The organism is Listeria fleischmannii subsp. fleischmannii LU2006-1 (assembly GCF_000344175.1).
Classification (GTDB): Bacteria; Bacillota; Bacilli; order Lactobacillales; family Listeriaceae; genus Listeria; species Listeria fleischmannii.
Map to the genome: position 1 here is coordinate 1 of NZ_ALWW01000052.1, position 17,695 is coordinate 17,695.

18 protein-coding genes and 1 pseudogene are annotated in these 17,695 nt (G+C 38.2%); 2 read left to right on the plus strand and 17 right to left on the minus strand.

Features of this window, described 5'->3' with window-relative positions:
• The 10 genes from LFLEISCH_RS12600 to LFLEISCH_RS12640 all read right to left on the minus strand — a co-directional run.
• A partial coding sequence (locus LFLEISCH_RS12600) for an aminotransferase class V-fold PLP-dependent enzyme (RefSeq protein ID WP_007477165.1) occupies positions 1 to 969 on the minus strand: 969 nt, incomplete at its 3' end.
• 13 nt (positions 970 to 982) lie between these two features.
• Positions 983 to 1,855, minus strand: a complete 873-nt coding sequence (locus LFLEISCH_RS12605) for a phosphotriesterase family protein (protein WP_007477167.1) — start codon at positions 1,853 to 1,855, stop codon at positions 983 to 985.
• A 17-nt stretch (positions 1,856 to 1,872) separates the two neighbouring features.
• Complete coding sequence (locus LFLEISCH_RS12610; protein ID WP_007477169.1) at positions 1,873 to 3,168, minus strand: YhfT family protein; 1,296 nt, start codon at positions 3,166 to 3,168, stop codon at positions 1,873 to 1,875.
• A gap of 70 nt (positions 3,169 to 3,238) precedes the next feature.
• Positions 3,239 to 3,598 carry a DUF2620 domain-containing protein gene (locus tag LFLEISCH_RS12615; RefSeq protein WP_007477172.1) on the minus strand — a complete coding sequence of 120 codons (360 nt, stop codon included), beginning with the start codon at positions 3,596 to 3,598 and terminating at the stop codon, positions 3,239 to 3,241.
• A gap of 23 nt (positions 3,599 to 3,621) precedes the next feature.
• Entirely contained in the window at positions 3,622 to 3,963 is a 342-nt protein-coding gene (locus LFLEISCH_RS12620; RefSeq protein WP_007477174.1) for a PRD domain-containing protein, read from the minus strand.
• A 14-nt stretch (positions 3,964 to 3,977) separates the two neighbouring features.
• Entirely contained in the window at positions 3,978 to 4,898 is a 921-nt protein-coding gene (gene yhfZ, locus LFLEISCH_RS12625) for a GntR family transcriptional regulator YhfZ (protein ID WP_007477176.1), read from the minus strand.
• Between the two features lie 218 nt (positions 4,899 to 5,116).
• A complete protein-coding gene (locus tag LFLEISCH_RS12630; RefSeq protein ID WP_007477179.1) occupies positions 5,117 to 6,037 on the minus strand; it encodes an ROK family protein in 921 nt (306 codons plus the stop codon).
• Positions 6,038 to 6,330: 293 nt separating this feature from the next.
• Positions 6,331 to 6,471 carry a hypothetical protein gene (locus tag LFLEISCH_RS15420; protein WP_159099774.1) on the minus strand — a complete coding sequence of 47 codons (141 nt, stop codon included), beginning with the start codon at positions 6,469 to 6,471 and terminating at the stop codon, positions 6,331 to 6,333.
• A gap of 12 nt (positions 6,472 to 6,483) precedes the next feature.
• Entirely contained in the window at positions 6,484 to 8,394 is a 1,911-nt protein-coding gene (locus tag LFLEISCH_RS12635; protein WP_007477182.1) for an OPT family oligopeptide transporter, read from the minus strand.
• A gap of 206 nt (positions 8,395 to 8,600) precedes the next feature.
• On the minus strand, positions 8,601 to 9,371 hold the full coding sequence (locus LFLEISCH_RS12640; RefSeq protein WP_007477184.1) for a Cof-type HAD-IIB family hydrolase: 771 nt from the start codon (positions 9,369 to 9,371) through the stop codon (positions 8,601 to 8,603).
• Positions 9,372 to 9,809: 438 nt separating this feature from the next.
• Here LFLEISCH_RS12640 and LFLEISCH_RS12645 point away from each other — a divergent pair, with 438 nt between their 5' ends.
• Positions 9,810 to 10,019 (plus strand): DNA-dependent RNA polymerase subunit epsilon, encoded by a 210-nt coding sequence (locus tag LFLEISCH_RS12645; protein ID WP_007477186.1) that lies wholly within the window; start codon positions 9,810 to 9,812, stop codon positions 10,017 to 10,019.
• Positions 10,020 to 10,025: 6 nt separating this feature from the next.
• Positions 10,026 to 11,693, plus strand: coding sequence for a ribonuclease J1 (gene rnjA, locus LFLEISCH_RS12650; protein WP_007477189.1), 1,668 nt, complete (start codon positions 10,026 to 10,028; stop codon positions 11,691 to 11,693).
• Positions 11,694 to 11,805: 112 nt separating this feature from the next.
• On the opposite strand, the gene LFLEISCH_RS12655 is transcribed toward rnjA, so the two are convergent.
• The 7 genes and pseudogenes from LFLEISCH_RS12655 to LFLEISCH_RS12685 all read right to left on the minus strand — a co-directional run.
• Positions 11,806 to 12,465, minus strand: a complete 660-nt coding sequence (locus LFLEISCH_RS12655) for a potassium channel family protein (RefSeq protein ID WP_007477191.1) — start codon at positions 12,463 to 12,465, stop codon at positions 11,806 to 11,808.
• A gap of 15 nt (positions 12,466 to 12,480) precedes the next feature.
• Positions 12,481 to 13,122: a response regulator gene (locus tag LFLEISCH_RS12660; RefSeq protein WP_007477192.1), complete on the minus strand. Its 642-nt coding sequence runs from the start codon at positions 13,120 to 13,122 to the stop codon at positions 12,481 to 12,483.
• A complete protein-coding gene (locus tag LFLEISCH_RS12665; protein WP_007477194.1) occupies positions 13,119 to 14,177 on the minus strand; it encodes a sensor histidine kinase in 1,059 nt (352 codons plus the stop codon). Before LFLEISCH_RS12665 ends, LFLEISCH_RS12660 begins: the two co-directional genes overlap by 4 nt.
• A complete protein-coding gene (gene liaF / locus LFLEISCH_RS12670; protein WP_007477196.1) occupies positions 14,174 to 14,887 on the minus strand; it encodes a cell wall-active antibiotics response protein LiaF in 714 nt (237 codons plus the stop codon). The genes LFLEISCH_RS12665 and liaF overlap by 4 nt, the downstream gene beginning before the upstream one ends.
• Before the next feature lie 104 nt (positions 14,888 to 14,991).
• Positions 14,992 to 15,869, minus strand: a pseudogene (locus tag LFLEISCH_RS12675) (CvfB family protein).
• A 90-nt stretch (positions 15,870 to 15,959) separates the two neighbouring features.
• Positions 15,960 to 16,652 (minus strand): copper homeostasis protein CutC, encoded by a 693-nt coding sequence (locus LFLEISCH_RS12680; RefSeq protein ID WP_007477198.1) that lies wholly within the window; start codon positions 16,650 to 16,652, stop codon positions 15,960 to 15,962.
• A 91-nt stretch (positions 16,653 to 16,743) separates the two neighbouring features.
• Positions 16,744 to 17,695 (minus strand): PTS transporter subunit EIIC (locus LFLEISCH_RS12685; RefSeq protein ID WP_007477201.1); only part of this gene is annotated, 952 nt, incomplete at its 5' end.

The window sequence follows — 17,695 nt, forward strand, 5'->3', positions numbered from 1 at the left end:
ACCTGAGACGCGGTAAAACATAGGTACAAATTCATATTTGGACTCAGCGCCAACAGGATGAGGAGCAGCACCTAATTGCTCAGCATGTTTTAAAACAAGAGGGGCAGGCACATCCTCTAACTCCACTAAAATCACTTTTGACTGGGCACTCGCAATCATGACATTTTTAATTCCATGAACTTCCTTCTTCTGTAAACGGTCATAAATTTCATCAATAACTTCCGCCTCAATCGCTAGCGCCACAGGAGCATAAATCAGTCCGCGTAAAACTTGAAGCGCTTCATGACCCTGCACTTGTAACCCACCTGAATAGTTTTCTTTTCTAATTGCTTGAATAACCTCGCTATCCCCCACAATACATCCAACACCTTCAGGGCCAAGCAATTTGAAAGTTGAAAAACACGATACCGCAGCGCCGTACTCCGCGCCAATTTTCGGAACCTTCATCACCGCATAATTGTCATCTGTTACAACCTTCATTTTCTCGGCTAATAGTGGCACGATTTCACCCATATTATAGCTATCATCTGGCTTTTGCCGTGTATACTGAACAATGGCTACTTTGGCTTTTGTCGTTTTTAACGCTTCTTCCACTTCTATTTTTTTGTTAAAATCGACTTTTTCCGTTTTTAACCCGAGCATTTTAATTGTGCTTTCCGTCGTCGGATAAATCGGAGCCGCATGAATTAAAACCGTATCACCTGGCTCTACCATACTAGAAAGAGCTAGCCTAATCGCCATCGTCCCAGCTCCTCTAACTAACATAGCACTTTCTTGTTTAAAAAAATCAGCGATAACTTGTTCCGCTTTTTGTGTCGAAACAGGTCGATTTCCAGAAGGATGGACGCCAAGGTCACCTTGACTTAAAATCGCATACCCATTAAAATGCCGTGTAACCGTATCAATAAGCGCAAATTGCTTTTTTGTAGCTTCTTTTATAGAAATACTTTCTAGTGGATAAGTTTTCATCTAATTCGACTCCTTATTTAAAAAACGCGCGCGGATTATGAACGAGCATTTTTTGGATAAAACTTTCGGAAATGCCTGCTTCACGTAGCTGTGGCACAAAATCCGTTAATAAATAGGCATAACCTAGTCCACCATTTTTCTTCAAATGCGATTTTCTTGTAATGTCCATGGATAAACATACTTTATCCGTAAACCCTCGTTTTTCAATTTCATGAAGCATTTTGATACGGGTTAAATCTGGCATATAGCTTTCTTTTCCGATGGTATCAAATTCAACATAAACACCTTGATCTAGCATGTGTAATACATATTCGGCATCACCAGTTAAATCAACATGTCCAATGATGACTTTTTCCATATCTATTTTTTGCTCTTTAAAATAAGAAACTTGTTCATGGCCTAGTGTGCCAATCGAAGTATGTGTGCTAATCGGTGTACCTGTTTCTTTATGGGCAATAATGGCTGCATCAAAAACTTTTTTCTCAGCATCTGTCCACACATTTTCACTTGTCGCAATTTCACCAATGACACCTGCTCTTGATTTGGTTCCTTTAATGCCAACTTGAATTTCACGAATCATTCGTTCCGCTAGCTCGGATACACTTTTTTCAAATACTTGAATAGGCAAACACATATGCTGATAATAGCCTGTTGCATGAACAATTGTCATACCTGTTTCTTGCATGATTCTCTCCACATAAGGGATGTTTCTGCCCATACCAGTATTGGTCATATCAATAATGTTTCTTACACCAAGCGCGTATAATTCTTTCATTTCTTCAATCGTTTCGTCGAGCAAATCAAGCTTACAATCTTCACTTTCTTTTACTTCTGATAAATCGATTGTCATATGTTCATGTATATAAGTAATGCCTTCTTGTAGCATTTAAAACGCCTTCTTTCTTAAATCATCCCTAGTACATGCAAGATATTTACTAAAACACCTAATAAAATCGTAGCTATAGGGCCAACTGCTAAATCTACAATTGGTTTTTTCGCTGTACGGTTGAGTAAATAAAAACCAATTAACCAAAAATACCCAATCGAAGGAGCAATCATATTACATGCAATAGCACTACCGATTAATAAAGCAATCTCGATTACTTTTGTCATCGAAGAACGAATATGCTCACCCATATCACGAATACCTGGGAATTTATCAAGTCCTTTTGTAATCGTAGCTAATAAGATAACTTCTAAATACATACATAATGCGCCTGCAAAAAACGCTAAAACTGGATGTTCGCGAAGCAATAATCCAATCCCAAATACCATTGTCGTTCCAGCCATACCGTATACACCAGTTACAATAGCTGTTGAGAAAACAAGTGGTATGAAACCAATCGCACGAGCAATTGTCGCAATTGCTGCTTCATTATACTCTCCTTTATTCATCAATTGATGTGGTAACACATCGACTGCAACGATTAATAAAGAAGAAGCACATGCGATAAAGCCGCCCATTAATGCGAGCCAAATCCAATTTTTTCGAATACGTGCAACACGCTCGGCGAAGATACTAAGCAAGCTCGTATTCGCACCGCTCCCATCCCCTTTTTTCGTCATCGCAAAGCCAATCATAACAAGCATCGCGACCATAAGAGACATACCTTCAGGAGAAAGTGAGAGTTTGCTTCCTGCTACATTGAAAGTCCCAAATTTGGCAACAAGCAAGTAGGCAACAAATGTAATAATGAATGCAATAATACCCTTTAAGAAACCATGTTGGTACGCAACTGCAATCGCTGGGAAAACAGCAAATGCAACAAATACAGGGCCTGCGATTGAACCTAATGAACCTAGGAAATCAACTGGTAACATTGCGAAAAGATCCACGACAAATTGAAGACCAATCATAACACCGATACTGTATAAAGCCCCAATTCCACCTGCTAATACTGTGCCCCACTTATTATTCGGGGTCCAAGTTCCAATAATATCTGCTGCTAGTAAAATACTGTGGGCAACAATAATGGTCGTTCCAATAGAAATAGGAATACCAAATCCAATAACAAGACCAAAACTAAGTGCAAAACTTGTTGCCGCTAACTCTCTACGCGTAATTTTCCCTTCTAAATATTCCGGCATAATCGGTCGTAAACCATCGTTGAAAACGGCAATCCCTCGATTAGCAAGTATCGAACCGAGTCCCCCAACACATGCAATAATGATGTAATCTAATAGTTGTGCAAAATCCATCTTTATACCCCTTTCAAAGTATAATTTTTTGTATATTGATTGAATAAGCGAAAAATAAATGATAAATCAATTAAATTAGCGCTTTTATTAATACTGGAAGAACTTGATCAATACTATTTTTTGTAAAACCAAAAGCTGTCTTTCCATTTTTTACTTGTTCTAAAATTTCATCGCTAGTCATGACAGAGCTTGGTGAAGCGATTGTCACACAATGAGAAGCTCCGACTAGAGCAATAGCCATCGCAAGGGCACCACCTGAACCTGTTTCACAAGCACCTACATAATAGTCTACTTCTCCGTTTTTTAGTGCCATGGCAGCGTCTAAATCACTTTTTACAACAAACTCTAACTGTCCACCAGCAATTTCCGTGATTACTTTTTCAATTTCGACTTTCCCTAATTGTCCACCAATTGCAATTTTTTTAGTCATTTCTAAACTCACTCCAGTTCTTTTTAGGCTACTTGGCACAAATGAAGCATCATATATTGTGTTTCAGCTTCCGAAAACGCTACAGGGATATCATCTTGCAATTTTTCCCACAACTTTTTTGCTCGTGGAAAAGCTTCTTGAGCCGCGATATCTTTAAAAATAGCCGCGTCCATTTCCTGCATGCTCTCCCCCTTCTCTTGACGTGCAATCGCCATAGCGAGATGAGTCACTAAGACATGAACTTTTTCATCTTCAAGAGAAATGGGAATTAATTCGATTGTTTCTAACGTTTTTTGTAAATAAATAAAATTTTCATTGCTAATTTGTTTTGCTTCAAAAAGCAATTCGATTTTTTGTCTTAACATTTCATCAGCACCTTTTAGTATTGTGGCATAATTTCATTTTTCATTACGGCAATTTGATAATTTAAAACGGTCTCGCGTTTAATAACCGCCTTAAGGAAATTGGAAATTCCTGTTTCGTTTTCTCGAACAAGCACAACCGCATTCGAGGCATCTTTTGTGATGGCACTATTTCCAATTGGACGAATGGCAACGGGAATTTGTTTTTCTTTAATTTCATCATAGTTCCAAATTCCGGCATCAATTCGGTTGGCACGAATTTGATTAACAATTTGATTATAAGGCATAGTCACGTAATTCACGTTTCTACCCTCACAAGCGTATTTTGTAAGCAACTCCATGTCTATAGAAGTAGGATCGAGCCCAACTCGCATGCCATCCTCAATTCGCTCTTTTGATTTATCTGCTAGTAAAAGAACATGTTCCGATAAATACGTTTTAGCACCAAATGCAAAGCAAGTTTTAACAGGTTCCGAGTCTTTTATCGCAGCATCAGCAGTCGATTTCGAGGTAATCACATAGTCATAACGACCTCGTTTTAATAAATCAATCCTCGTTTTTGAACCGCTTACATAAGCGATATTGGTTTCAATGCCATAATCCTCAGCCGCCTTATAAAGTCCAGTTGCAAGTCCTTCATATAAAACACTATAAGGAAGCGGCATGGCCCCGGTTAAAATCCCAATCTCTGTCAAATTCCATAATTTTTGATAATCCATGTCCCCGATAAATGTACCAAGATGACCTTTTGAAACAAGCGAAATCGCCTGATTATCTTTTAAAAAGCGAAAAGCATTTTGAATCGTTCCTCTTGAAACTTGGGCTTCTTGCGTATATTCTTCGATTGTTTGAATACGGTCCGAAACTTTCAATGTCATCATCTTTTTCGCTAAAAAAATAACAGCTAATCCGATTTTTTGGTATCCTTGCACACTCATCGTTTGCTCTCCTTTCAAAAGTACAAAAAATTGTATATTAGAGTAAATAAAAGATATTCAAAAAAAGTTTCGAATATCAAAGCGCTTTCTTCATTTACAAGTCCAGTATAATGGGCTTTTAAGGATATGACAACCCCCTTTTTTCATTTACAAATATACAAAAATTGTAGGTTGTGTGATAAGAAGGTTTGCTTACTCAAAAAAATTTAAAAAAAAATTTAAAAAGAGCTAATTTCATAAGCAGAAACTAGCTCTTCTTTTATCATTTTTGTTATACTTTTAAAATATTCAACAGCACCAATTAAATTAGCTTGATTTTGAAACGCACATTGTCGGAGCTCAGGCGCAAAATACTCCCATTCTTTTTCTTTCAAAAAAGCTTTCATTTCTGCCTTTATTTCATCAAGAAACGTCGCACGCGAAGAAATGCCTCCCCCGAGCACAATACAATCGGGATCAAACGCGACCTGTAAATTAAAAATCCCAAGTGCCAATGTTCGGTAAAATTTTTGAATTTCATCCTGAGCGATTTGATCTCCGTTTTTCGCACGCTCAAAAATAATTTCTCCACTAAGATTTTCGGTCGCCTCATTCGTTTGTTCACTGTAACGTTCCACAAGTCGGACGACGGTTCCAAGATCACTGAATGTCTTCTCGCCTTCTAAAAAGATCATTCCGTATTCACCTGCATAACCATGTTTTCCTACGTAAAGTTGTCCATCTTGGATAAACACACCACCAACACCCGTTCCAAGAATTAAAAACAGGACGCGTTTTAAACCCTTTGCAGCTCCCAGTAGTGCTTCTGCCATGCCAGCTGCATTTGCATCATTAATCATAGCAACAGGAAGTTCGAATAAGTCGATTAGTTCTTGTTTAATCGGAAAATGATGAATATAAGGAATGGCACTAATGCCATCAATGATTCCCTCTTCATTTAAAACAACTCCAGGCGCACTTATCGCAACACCTTTAAACGCATATGTAGTTTGTCGCTTATCTTGTTCTTTTTTTAGTAACGCTTTCATTTCTGTCCACGTTTTAGGGGTGGGGAATGAAAAAGTATCTACCAGCTTGTCTGTCTGAAAAACGCCACCTTTTACACTAGTTCCACCAAAATCAAAAACGAGTAATTCCATATTAGCCCTCCAATATGTTTTTCTTTATTATTGCCATACTTTTCCAGTTCTGTCAAAAAAAACCAGAGAGCTCCTCGCTCCCTGGTTTATTCTATGCTGATTTCCACTTTAACCAACCATACGATTCTATAATTTGCAAAAAGCGAATAAGGCGAGCTAAGCTCATTCCATCGTCATTACCGAACACTCTATTAAATTCTTCTTCAAGTACTAAAACGCTCTTTTTTCCATCTATTCGGCTTAAAATAAATTCACCTTCTGCATCTAAATTAATTTTTCGAAAAGCTTTTTGTTTAAAAAAACGAATTGGCTATTTTTTCAACAGGATTATTTCGTGCTACTAGCAAATAAGCTTTATCTTCCTCTTTTGTAACTTGCAATTTTTCTTTTAAAATCGGGATTTGATCAAGCAAATTCACTTTTTCTTTTGCCACAAAACCTACCTCCTATTTTACTTTTTTCGACCGAGGAACTGTTGAAATATATAACAAGGCACATATAATGATAAAGACAATAAACGGCAACCACTGATTTTGAATAAGGACATCAGTTGGAATGATATTCGCATTGATAGAAATAATGAACGCAATAATGACACCGAGTAATGATTCACCAGCAATTAGCCCAGAAGCAAATAATGTTCCGCGTTCAATTCGTGTAGCTCCTTTTCCTTCCTCACTTGATTCTTTCTTACGTTTAATAACAGTATTTACTATCATTCGAACAAATCCACCGAACATAACGGTTGCACTAATATTTAGTGGCAAGTAAAGACCTACAGCAAATACTAACGAATTCATTCCTAAAAATTCAATAACAATCGCAATCGAAACGCCAATAAAAATTAATGTCCAAGGCAAATTTCCATTTAAAATACCCTCAGCTAAAATTTTCATTAACATCGCTTTTGGTGCTGGTAATTCAGCAGAACCCATACCATAAGCATTATCAAGTAATGTCAAAATATAGCCCATAACTAAACCACTTGCTAGCACACCAATCATCATGGCTACTTGTTGTTTCCAAGGCGTCCCACCAACTAAATAACCTGTTTTTAAATCTTGAGAAATATCTCCTGCAACCGCTAAAGCTGAACATACAATAGCTGCAACAGTTAAAGTTAAAATAATCCCTTGATCGCCGTGGTAACCAAACGCCTTATACACAAGTGCTACGATAAGTAGTGTCGCGATAGTCATTCCTGATACTGGTGAAGAGGAACTCCCAACAATCCCAACAATTCGAGAAGCAACTGTAACAAATAAAAATCCGAAAATACCAATCGCAATAGCGCCAATGATGCCAACGTTTGTAAATGGATCAAAAGCAATAATAACAAGAATTACCGCAATACAAATTAAGACCCATTTCATTGGGATATCTTTATCTGTACGTTCTAATTCAAGCATTTTATTTCCCTTATTTTTATTCATACTTTGCATCGTACTACGTAAAGTTTGAATAATAGCTGGTAATGTTTTAACAAGTGTAATAAGTCCACCTGCAGCAACTGCCCCAGCACCAATATATCTTATGTAATTATCCCAAATCCCAGCAGCATCGAGGTTTTTAAGTGCTTCACTAGCTGGAAAAATAATTTGCGAACTTTCTCCGCCAAAAAAGGCAATTGCTGGTACTAGTACTAGAGAGGCCATTAAGCCACCTGCTACCATTTGACCGGCAATACGCGGGCCAATAATAAAGCCTACACCGACTAAAGCCGGATAAATTTGCGTCCCAACAAACGCATTTTGAAATTTATAGACACCCACTTGAATTTCACTTTTGAATAATTTAAATCCATCCGTTAAAATTTTAACAGTCCCACCTGCTAAAAAGCCAAGTGCCACTAGTTTCGCTTGTGAGCCACCTGTTTCGCCAGTTTTCAAAACTTCCGCACAGGCAGTTCCTTCTGGATAAGGAAGCGTCTCATGCTCGTTTACAATAAGCATTCTTCTTAAAGGCACCATCATAAATACCCCTAAAAATCCACCTGTTAGTACGATAAAAATTAACATGATTTGTTTAATTTCTACACCCATTAAAAAGAGTGCAGGAATAGTAAATACGGCTCCCGCTCCGAGTGCTTCTCCCGCTGTTGTCATCGTTTGCACAATATTATTTTCTAAAATAGAATCTCTTTTAAATATACCTCTTAAAATTCCCATTGAAATTACAGCTGCCGGAATTGAGGCGGAAACAGTTAGTCCTACTTTTAAACCAAGATAGGCATTTGCAGCGCCGAAAAGAACAGCTAGGATAATACCTAAAACAATTGATGTAACAGTAAGTTCAGGAAGCGATTTAGAGGCCGGTATATACGGAACAAATGGCTTATGTCCTTTTTGCTCACTCATGTTAACACTCCTTTTTATTTTTTGACTGCTTTACAGTGTAAAAGCAACTTCTATATGGTACACCTGTCGCATGACTTTTGCAATGAAATTCACGAAAAAACGTTTAAAACCGTTCAAATTTCACCAAAAACAAAAGCCCATTTTTCTACAAAAAGAGGCTTTTGACCTATAAAACTTGCAATATTATTCAAATTGATAGAATATTTCTACAAAAGTTCGAAATGTTTTAAAGCATTCATAATTCCGTCTTCGTCAACTGAATTAGTCACATAATCTGCAACTTGTTTGACTTCATCTCGTCCGTTTCCCATCGCTATGCCACACCCTACTTCTTGTAACATGTCAATATCATTTAAGCCATCCCCAAACGCATAGGTGTCTTCCATTTGGAAACCAAGTTTTTTAATTAATTCACGAATACCCTTTGCTTTTGAACCATTTGCTGGACACACGTCAACTGAGACATCATGCCAACGTAAGAAACGATATTGCGGGAAATTTTTTTGGTAAAAAGCGTCCTCTTGTTCCGCGCAGAACAAAAGACATTGATAAATATTTCGTCCTTTATAGTAGTTCGCATCTACTTTCGGATATTCCCGTTTGATTGAGGCCATTCCTTCTTTTACACCTGGATGGCTTGGTAAATTCACCCGCAGTGAATCACTTGCAGAGAAGACGATGGGATTTTCTCGCCCGGTAGCGGTGGTAATCAAGCGCTCGAGTGATTCTTGTGGAAGTGGATTTTTATAAATCACTTCTCCTTCAAAAATAACATATTGTCCGTTATAGCTAACGAAAGATTGAATGCCTAACTCCTTCGCAATTTCATCTAACATAAAAGGGGCTCTTCCTGTCGCGATGGCAACAAAAACACCTTTTTCTTTAAGCAATTGAATGGCCTCTTTAGTGGAAGCAGGAATTTCTTTTGCCTCATTTACAAGTGTACCATCTACATCAAAAAATACGATTTTACTCATCTATACATACTCCTCTGGCTAAGACTTCTATTTTAGTATACCAAATTCAAATTAAAAAAGGCGAAATCTCATAAAAAAAGACTTTTTTTTAAAAAAATAAGAGATATTCTTATAACATTTATCTGATTTTATGGTATATTAGATAGCAAGGATATTGTTCGGAGATTAGGTAACTTGAATTACATGTGGAAAAAGTAGATTTTAATAATACCATTTTCTACCAATTTGTTTTAAATTCGTGGAATGATGGTATGTTAATTAAAGTCTTACAAATTAGAAGTCACACAGATTAGGACTACTTTGTCTTTCTGTGCTACTTTATTTTTGCCTTTTTCTAATCGTGTAAAGAAATATCCCATAACACTAAAATCAAAGTTTAGGACTTGTAACCTATACAAGTGAACTTTTTTTAATTTTTATTACTAAGGAGAGAAAAAAATGATTTTTAAAGTATTTTATCAAGAAACAAGTACGGAAACACCTGTTAGAGAAAAAACACAAACTTTATACATGAACGCAAATGATGAAGTTGAAGTACGCCAAAGCTTAAAAAATGAACCTTTCCACATCGAATATATCGAAGGTTTGAGCGATCAACACTTAGCGTATGAGGAAGGACAACCAGGCTTTACGCTCTGGAAGAAGTAGGATTTTATGAAATTTGTAAAAAATAATGAGACGGCTGTTTTTGCCTTGGGTGGACTAGGCGAAATCGGTAAAAATACGTATGGCGTACAATTTCAAGATGAAATTATCTTAATTGATGCTGGAATTAAATTTCCAGAAGATGAATTGTTAGGAATTGACTATGTCATTCCGGATTACACGTATTTAGTCAAAAATAAAGATAAAATTAAAGGGCTATTTATTACACATGGTCACGAAGACCATATCGGTGGAGTACCTTATTTACTTCGACAAATTAATATTCCTATTTATGCGGGTAAACTTGCAAGTGCGCTCATTAGGAATAAATTAGAGGAGCATGGCTTATTACGTCAAGCTAAAATTTATGAATTTGAAGAAGATGATGTTTTCAAATTTAGAAAAACGAGCGTTTCTTTTTTCGGAACCACGCATAGTATCCCAGATACGTACGGAATTGTTGTGAAAACACCTTCTGGTAATATTGTGCATACGGGAGACTTTAAATTTGATTTTACTCCTGTTGGCGAGCCTGCTAATTTAACTAAAATGGCTGAAATTGGTAAAGAAGGCGTACTTTGCCTCTTATCGGATAGTACAAATGCTGAGGTTCCAAATTTCACAATGAGTGAGCGTGTTGTTGGTGAAAGCATTAAAAACATCTTCCGCGACGTTCCTGGACGAATTATTTTCGCAACCTTTGCTTCTAATATCTATCGTTTACAACAAGTGGTAGAATCTTCACTTGAAACAGGGCGTAAAATTGCCGTGTTTGGTCGTAGTATGGAGTCTGCCATTGATATTGGTCGTGAACTTGGTTATATTAAAGCGCCGAAAGATACATTTGTTGAAGCCAATCAGATTAACCGGATTCCAGCAGACGAATTAACAATTCTTTGTACAGGAAGTCAAGGTGAACCGATGGCGGCACTTTCGCGTATTGCAAACGGTACTCACCGTCAAATTCAAATTCAACCAGGTGATACGGTTGTCTTCTCTTCCTCCCCTATTCCGGGAAATACGATTAGTGTAAACCGTACTATTAACTTACTTTATCAAGCTGGAGCAGAAGTTATCCACGGGAAAGTAAATAACATTCACACTTCAGGTCATGGTGGGCAACAAGAACAAAAGTTAATGCTACGTCTTATGAAACCTAAATATTTTATGCCTATTCACGGTGAATATCGTATGCAAAAAATCCATGCTGAATCAGCCGCAGAATGCGATGTTCCGCTTGAGAACAGCTTTATTTGCGGAAATGGTGATGTACTCGCTTTAACAAGTGATTCCGCCCATGTGGCAGGTAAAATTCAAGCCGCAAGCGTTTATATTGATGGCAGTGGTATTGGAGACATCGGAAATATTGTGTTACGTGACCGTCGAATTTTATCAGAAGAAGGCTTAGTTATTGTTGTCGTATCGATTGATATGGAAAATTCAAAAGTAATGGCTGGACCAGATATTATTTCACGTGGTTTTATTTATATGCGTGAGTCGGGTAACTTAATTGGTGAAGCACAGGACCTGCTAAAAAAACATTTAAATAAAGTGATGGGACGTAAAACCACACAGTGGTCTGAAATTAAAAATGAAATTACAGATACACTGCAACCTTTCCTCTATGAAAAAACAAAACGACGTCCAATGATTTTACCTATTATTATGGAAGTATAAAATAAAAAGAGCGGAGAATTTTCTCTGCTCTTTTTATTTTTGGAAATGAGGCACGCTTACGAAATGAAATGCCTGAAATCCGTAACAAACGCTCTTTTTATTGTTTGTCTTACTATTGAATTTTTTCTTGTAAACGCTCGATATCGTCATCAGAACCAATCACTATAAGGATATCATCTTCATGTAAAACAGCTTGTGCTTCTGGTGTGATAATCATTTGCTTATCGCGCTTAATTCCTACTATGTTGACCCCGTATTCATTTCTAAAATCGAGTTCCTGCAAACTTTTCCCTAGAAATCTAGGATCTGAAACGGAAATTTCTACAAGACTATATTCATCCGATAGTTCGAGATAATCAAGCATATTTTTTGAAACAATATAGTGGGCAATTCGTCGTCCCATATCTCGTTCAGGATGGACAACTCGGTCTGCCCCAATTTTATCTAGCAATTTGGCATGTTTATCACTCGTTGCTTTTGCGGTCACAAATTTAACACCCATTTCTTTTAAAATGAGGGTAGTTAAGATGCTCGATTGAATGTCTTCACCGATAGAGACGATGACATGTTCAAAATTTCGAATCCCCAATTGCCGAAGTGCGTTTTCATCCGTTGAATTCGCAATCACCGCATGGGTTGCAATCGACATATATTCATTGACGCGCTCTTCATTTGAATCAATCGCGAGCACTTCCATCCCCTGCTCTATAAGAGAGCGGCAAATACTTCCACCAAAACGGCCAAGGCCGATAACTGCAAATCCTTCTTTCATCCTAAAAACGCCTTTCTATCCCCGATTTTTAACCAAATCATGTTTAAAAGCATAAATGGCTGCTTGTGTGCGGTCTTGTACGTCTAGTTTTGACAAAATATTGCTGACATGTGTTTTAACTGTTTTGAGTGTGATAAACAGCTCATCTGCAATTTCTTGATTGGATTTTCCTTCTGCGATTAAAAGCAAAATTTCGTTTTCGCGGTTTGTTAAATCATCATGCAGATTTTTTTCTGGTTTTGCGGTTAAGCGTTGCATCATTTTCCCTGTCACTTCAGGTTCAAGCACTGAGTCCCCGCCGTATGTAGCGCGAATAGCATCCGCAATCTCACTTGCTGTTGATGTTTTTAGCATATAACTGCTTGCTCCAGCTTCTAGCGCAGGGTATACTTTTTCATCATCAATAAAGCTGGTTACGATAATAATCTTCGCTTCTTTCCATTTTTGCATGATTTCTTTTGTCGCTTCGATGCCGTCCATTTCATCCATCACTAAGTCCATTAAGATAATATCTGGACGAAGATCTAGCGCCATCTTAGCGCCCTCAAGTCCATTTTCGGCTTCGCCTACGACTTCCATATCATCTTGGACAGATAAATAAGCAGATACGCCAATACGCACCATTTCATGATCGTCTACTAATAAAACTTTTATCATTCGTCATCCACTTCCTTCTCCGCCACTAACGGAATTTTTATCTCTACACTTGTCCCTTTTTTGGGAAAACTAATTATTTTAATCACCCCGCCAAATTCAGCCACACGTTCGCGCATATTTTGTAAGCCGTATGAACCTTGGGGGACGGCATTCATATCAAAACCAACTCCGTCGTCCACTACTTTTAAAACTGCCAAATTATCAATTAAAACAAAACGGACTTCCAGTAGCTTTGCTTTTGAATGACGTAATGTGTTGGAGAGAAGTTCTTGTACGATACGAAACAGATGATCTTCAATGCCTTTTTGTAATTTAATATCGTCAATCTGCCACTCCACTTTAATTGGTAATTTTGTTGTCAACTCTTTTAGAAGTTGCTCCATACCTTTTTTAAGCGACTTTCCTTCTAGTTGTGTTGGACGTAAATGGAGGAGTAGCGCCCGCATTTCGGACTGTGATTCATTTACTATTGATTCTACCATTTTTAATTGCTTCTGCAAAATAGGAGAGGCATTATTTTCCACTTGTTCGTTTAAAGCGGAGAGTAACATCATAGCAGCAAATAATTGTTGGCTGACTGAATCGTGTAATTCCCGAGCAATTCGGTGACGTTCCTCGGACAAAATGGCTTCTTTTGATTCACCACTTGTTTCTGCTTTTTCGCTCGCTATTCTTTGTGTCAGCAAAGTCTGTGATTTCATTTTTTCACGAAGATGATCAATTTGCTTGTAAACTTGTTGCACTTCGATAAAATTTTCATCTTCCTCGTCGTGAATTTTCTTCTCTAAATCCCCTTGTTCAAGCAACCGTATAGCGAAGTCAATGCCCTCAAATTTTTGCTTAATGACATACCCGGAAACCGCTCCGACGATGACTCCCGCTGCGATGGCCGTTAAAGGAACAAAAATAATATAGGGTAAATATAAAATTTTGGATTGAAATAGGATTTCATACCAACTTAAGCTACTGACAAGATAATATATAAGCGTTCCGACAAATGAAGCACCAAGTAATAAAGAGGAGCATAAGGCCATTTGGGTTTTCGTATAGGTCATAGACGTATCACCTCTAAATCCCCAAACACAACGGAAGTGACGATTTTAATTTTCCGTGCCGCATCATCATAGTTATCGGAATAGATTTTCACCGTATTGTTTTGCATGGTTGTGCTTTCTTTATCGTATTGCAGTTTTCCAAAGATGGCAGAATGCTCTAGGCAAATCCCTATATCAAATGGCACGAGTAAACGGATTTTTCCGGATAGCCCGCGAATCATAATAATACTTTCACCTGTTGGTAAAACGGTATTCCCAAGGTCAATAATCGTATCACCAATACCTGTTTGCACATTAATATCTTCCCATTCATATACAACATCTAAAACACGTTGATTGCCAAACCACTGATTCCGAATAAAATGATTTGCTTTATCCGTCTTGGATTCCGGTTCACAGGTTTCGAGCATAAGTAATTCAGGCGCTCGTTTTCTACTGATATAATGAAAAATCGCAAAAATCCCAACAACCACTAACCCAATTTTAAAGGTAGAGGTCAGTAAAATGGCAATTAAAATAAATACTGCCGCTAAAAATAAACGATTGCGTTGTTTCCGTTTGGGTAGCTCTGTTTTTCGCGAAGAAAAAAGTAAGAAGATACCTATCGCGAGCATGACGAGTAGTTGCCATTGAAATAAAACTTCCAAACCGATTCCTAATATAAGAATGATTAAACCAATGAACAGCGTGGAACTCTCGATTTTTTTCATGACGAACACCTCCTTTTTGAATCTAAATCAAGCCATGTTAGCTTTATTATAAAAAAATGGATTGCTTGCAACAAACCGCTCTAGCTGTAAGCTTATCTACAACTTTAGTCGGATTCGGGGGTTTCGCTGTTTAATCGCGTGATGAGCCCATGCTCTTGTGTCACTTTTCTAGCTTTCATTAAGCTACCAATCGCACGTTTAAACTGCGCTTTACTAATACCAAATTTTGCACGGATAGCATCAGGTTCTGACTTATCTCCAAATGGCATTTCACCGCCCACACTATTTAAATAGGTTAAAATCATCTCCGCATCATCACTTAAAACTTCATGGACGCGTCCGCGAAGGGATAAATTCAAGGTGCCATCTGGTTTAACGGCGATCACACGCGCTTTTACATATTCCCCAAGTCGTGGTTCACTCGTACGTTCACTTTCATGGATGAAGCCGATTAAATAGTTGTCCGTTAATACAAAAGAGCCTACTTTAAGGAGTTTATAGACCGTACCTGATACATTTTGGTTGAACATATCTTCTTTTGCTCGTTTTCGAATGGCTTTATATTCGGCTTCCGAACCAAGTACTCCCCAGATGCGGTTTTTTCATCCACCCGAAGTGAAAGCATTAACCGGTCTCCTTTTTTTGGCCATAGATGTGTGAGCGCGGGCATGTCATCCATAGAAACGACGACATCCTTTTCAATCCCAATGTCTACGAAAACACCTAAATCTTTCCGAACATCTGTGACTGTTCCAAATCCGTAACGGGCTACTTGCACTTTCGGGATTGTAGTTGTAGCCGTTAGTTCGTGGTCATAGTCCACATAAACAAAAACCTGCACGCTATCAAAAACCGCAAGCTCTAAATTTTGAGTATTCCCTCTTTTTAATAAAACACGCTCTCCTTCTTTTTCTAAAAGAAAACCGTCTTCTCTAATTTCTTCTACCGTCATCATTTGGCTTTTACCAATTAAACTTTGCACAATTTTTGCCACCTTTTCCGTATATTCCTTGGTCTATTATAGCTTATCTTGAGGGAATTAGATAGCTAAAAAACCACCTTTATCGGTGGTTTAATTTAGAATATGCTCTTTTAATATCGCGAGCTTTTGACTATCTAACTGGCTAGCAAAATGCCCCTCGGCGCGTGCCCCACTTCCAACATGATAATCTGTGTGGTGAAGTGCTTCTTGAAATTCCGCTATATTCGTGCTTGTGACACCACTTCCAACTAGTATCTGGAATGAATCTGGCATCTTGCGGCTGTCTTCAATCCATCTTTTTAAACGTGGTAAGGAATCTAGGGCACTGTCTGTTCCACCAGAGGTTAAAATTTGATCAATATCCCGTCCATATGAACGTAGCACCTGATACGCTTCTTCGATGTCAGAAGCATCTTCTAGCGCTCTGTGGAAAGTGAGTTTTAATTGCCCTTTCCATTTAATGACTTGCTCGAGTAAAGCTGTATCTATTTTTCCTTCTTTTGTTAAAGCACCGAAGACGATACCTGCTGCGCCAACTTCTTTCGCAACCTCAATATCTCGCTTCATCGCCCGGATATCAGCATCTCCGTATACAAATGAAAAACTATGGGGACGGATCATCATCATGGCCTCAAGTTTAGAGCTTTTAACGATTTCGGAAATAGCGCCATAACTTGGTGTAAGTCCTCCTTCACTAATAGCCGAAACGACTTCCATTCGGTCAGCACCGTAGGCTTCCGCACGTTTGGCATCTTCTGCATTTTGAACGATCACTTCTAACATTTTATTCACTCCATTCCTCCTTATTATCACCAATTCACTGGTACTTTTCAAGTAAAAAAAGAGCGAGTATAAGTACTCGCTCCTCAAAAAATTATTTCCCAGTAATGTCATGCAATTTGTCAGCTACAAATTCTACATCTGCACCTACAATAATTTGCACATTTTCTTTATTCAGTTTAACGACCCCTCGTGCTCCTGATTTTTTAAGAGCAGGTTCATTGAGTAAATCAGAATCTTTCACTTGTAAACGTAAGCGTGTCGTACAATTGTCGATTTTCACTAAGTTATCAGGGCCGCCTAAACCGCCTAGATAACCTCGTGCCATCGTTTCATATTTATCTACTTTACCACTCACTGGAATTTCGGCTTCAGTTGCACCGATAGCAGCCGCTGCGGTTTGAACAGAAGCATTTGGCATTTCTGCTGCCAACTCTTCTTCCGTTTCATCTTCACGTCCTGGTGTTTTTAAATTGAATTTCTTGATGACAAAATAGAAGAGACCGAAATAAATCACCGTGAAGACTAAGCCAATTGGTATGAGTTGCCATGCATTATGGCCTTTCGTAAAGTTTAGCGCAAAATCGATTGCCCCGGCACTAAATGTAAAACCAAGTTTTATTCCGAGAACGTTTGTAATAAACATGGACACACCGGTTAAAATCGCGTGAATCCCGTATAAAAATGGCGCGATGAACATAAAGGTAAATTCTATCGGCTCTGTAATACCTGTTAAAAAGGCTGTAAAGGCGAGCGAGAACATCATCCCGCCGACTTCTTTTCGATTTTTTTTCTTAGAAGTGAGGTACATAGCAAGTGCAGCACCTGGAAGACCGAACATCATGATTGGGAAGAACCCTACTTGGAATGTTCCGGCTGTAGGATCTCCGGCGAAGAAACGGTTAATATCACCATGAACCATTTGTCCGGCAGCATCTACAAAATCACCGTAACCAAACCATAGATATGTGWTTAAACGTGGTAGAGGCCGTGATCGAATTCCGCGGTTACGACCCCACAACACAACCCTGCACCCGAACGCACCC

Excerpts from the sequence above, each read along its gene's own strand:
- LFLEISCH_RS12630 (WP_007477179.1), bottom strand. The coding sequence starts at position 6,037 with ATGGAATTACTCGTTTTTGATTTTGGTGGAACTAGTGTAAAAGGTGGC.
- liaF (WP_007477196.1), bottom strand. The coding sequence starts at position 14,887 with ATGAAAAAAATCGAGAGTTCCACGCTGTTCATTGGTTTAATCATTCTT.
- LFLEISCH_RS12615 (WP_007477172.1), bottom strand. The coding sequence starts at position 3,598 with ATGACTAAAAAAATTGCAATTGGTGGACAATTAGGGAAAGTCGAAATT.
- LFLEISCH_RS12640 (WP_007477184.1), bottom strand. The coding sequence starts at position 9,371 with ATGAGTAAAATCGTATTTTTTGATGTAGATGGTACACTTGTAAATGAG.
- yhfZ (WP_007477176.1), bottom strand. The coding sequence starts at position 4,898 with ATGAGTGTGCAAGGATACCAAAAAATCGGATTAGCTGTTATTTTTTTA.
- LFLEISCH_RS12655 (WP_007477191.1), bottom strand. The coding sequence starts at position 12,465 with ATGAAAGAAGGATTTGCAGTTATCGGCCTTGGCCGTTTTGGTGGAAGT.
- LFLEISCH_RS12620 (WP_007477174.1), bottom strand. The coding sequence starts at position 3,963 with ATGTTAAGACAAAAAATCGAATTGCTTTTTGAAGCAAAACAAATTAGC.
- LFLEISCH_RS12665 (WP_007477194.1), bottom strand. The coding sequence starts at position 14,177 with ATGACCTATACGAAAACCCAAATGGCCTTATGCTCCTCTTTATTACTT.
- LFLEISCH_RS12610 (WP_007477169.1), bottom strand. The coding sequence starts at position 3,168 with ATGGATTTTGCACAACTATTAGATTACATCATTATTGCATGTGTTGGG.
- LFLEISCH_RS12660 (WP_007477192.1), bottom strand. The coding sequence starts at position 13,122 with ATGATAAAAGTTTTATTAGTAGACGATCATGAAATGGTGCGTATTGGC.
- rnjA (WP_007477189.1), top strand. The coding sequence starts at position 10,026 with ATGAAATTTGTAAAAAATAATGAGACGGCTGTTTTTGCCTTGGGTGGA.
- LFLEISCH_RS12605 (WP_007477167.1), bottom strand. The coding sequence starts at position 1,855 with ATGCTACAAGAAGGCATTACTTATATACATGAACATATGACAATCGAT.
- LFLEISCH_RS12635 (WP_007477182.1), bottom strand. The coding sequence starts at position 8,394 with ATGAGTGAGCAAAAAGGACATAAGCCATTTGTTCCGTATATACCGGCC.
- LFLEISCH_RS12645 (WP_007477186.1), top strand. The coding sequence starts at position 9,810 with ATGATTTTTAAAGTATTTTATCAAGAAACAAGTACGGAAACACCTGTT.
- LFLEISCH_RS12680 (WP_007477198.1), bottom strand. The coding sequence starts at position 16,652 with ATGTTAGAAGTGATCGTTCAAAATGCAGAAGATGCCAAACGTGCGGAA.